Genomic DNA, 1,520 nt, shown 5'->3' on the forward strand with positions numbered 1-1,520 from the left:
AACACAGTGGACGCGAGCAACTGAGGACAAGCCCTCGGCCTATTAGTACCGGTCACCTCCACACCTCACGGTGCTTCCAGATCCGGCCTATCAACCCAGTCGTCTACTGGGAGCCTTAACCCCTCAAGGGGGTGGGAGTCCTCATCTCGAAGCAGGCTTCCCGCTTAGATGCTTTCAGCGGTTATCCCTCCCGAACGTAGCCAACCAGCCATGCCCTTGGCAGGACAACTGGCACACCAGAGGTTCGTCCGTCCCGGTCCTCTCGTACTAGGGACAGCCCTTCTCAAGACTCCTACGCGCACAGCGGATAGGGACCGAACTGTCTCACGACGTTCTAAACCCAGCTCGCGTACCGCTTTAATGGGCGAACAGCCCAACCCTTGGGACCGACTCCAGCCCCAGGATGCGACGAGCCGACATCGAGGTGCCAAACCATCCCGTCGATATGGACTCTTGGGGAAGATCAGCCTGTTATCCCCGGGGTACCTTTTATCCGTTGAGCGACGGCGCTTCCACAAGCCACCGCCGGATCACTAGTCCCGACTTTCGTCCCTGCTCGACCCGTCGGTCTCACAGTCAAGCTCCCTTGTGCACTTACACTCAACACCTGATTGCCAACCAGGCTGAGGGAACCTTTGGGCGCCTCCGTTACTCTTTAGGAGGCAACCGCCCCAGTTAAACTACCCATCAGACACTGTCCCTGATCCGGATCACGGACCCAGGTTAGACATCCAGCACGACCAGACTGGTATTTCAACGACGACTCCACCCACACTGGCGTGCGAGCTTCAAAGTCTCCCAGCTATCCTACACAAGCCGAACCGAACACCAATATCAAACTGTAGTAAAGGTCCCGGGGTCTTTCCGTCCTGCTGCGCGAAACGAGCATCTTTACTCGTAGTGCAATTTCACCGGGCCTATGGTTGAGACAGTCGAGAAGTCGTTACGCCATTCGTGCAGGTCGGAACTTACCCGACAAGGAATTTCGCTACCTTAGGATGGTTATAGTTACCACCGCCGTTTACTGGCGCTTAAGTTCTCAGCTTCGCCCAGACGAATCTGGACTAACCGGTCCCCTTAACGTTCCAGCACCGGGCAGGCGTCAGTCCGTATACATCGCCTTACGGCTTCGCACGGACCTGTGTTTTTAGTAAACAGTCGCTTCTCGCTGGTCTCTGCGGCCACCCCCAGCTCACGGAGTAAATCCGGTCACCGAGTGTGGCCCCCCTTCTCCCGAAGTTACGGGGGCATTTTGCCGAGTTCCTTAACCATAGTTCACCCGAACGCCTCGGTATTCTCTACCTGACCACCTGAGTCGGTTTAGGGTACGGGCCGCCATGAAACTCGCTAGAGGCTTTTCTCGACAGCATAGGATCATCCACTTCACCACAATCGGCTCGGCATCAGGTCTCAGCCGTATGCAAGGCGGATTTACCTACCTTGCGGCCTACACCCTTACCCCGGGACAACCACCGCCCGGGATGGACTACCTTCCTGCGTCACCCCATCACTCACCTACT

The 1,520-nt window shown here is 56.8% G+C and carries 1 other annotated feature.

Annotated elements, in window-relative coordinates:
• Nucleotides 1-21 precede the first annotated feature (21 nt).
• Nucleotides 22-1,520, reverse strand: a sequence feature (23S ribosomal RNA rRNA prediction is too short).

It is taken from the genome of Streptomyces sp. CS113 (assembly GCF_002188365.1).
GTDB classification, from domain to species: Bacteria; Actinomycetota; Actinomycetes; order Streptomycetales; family Streptomycetaceae; genus Streptomyces; species Streptomyces tendae.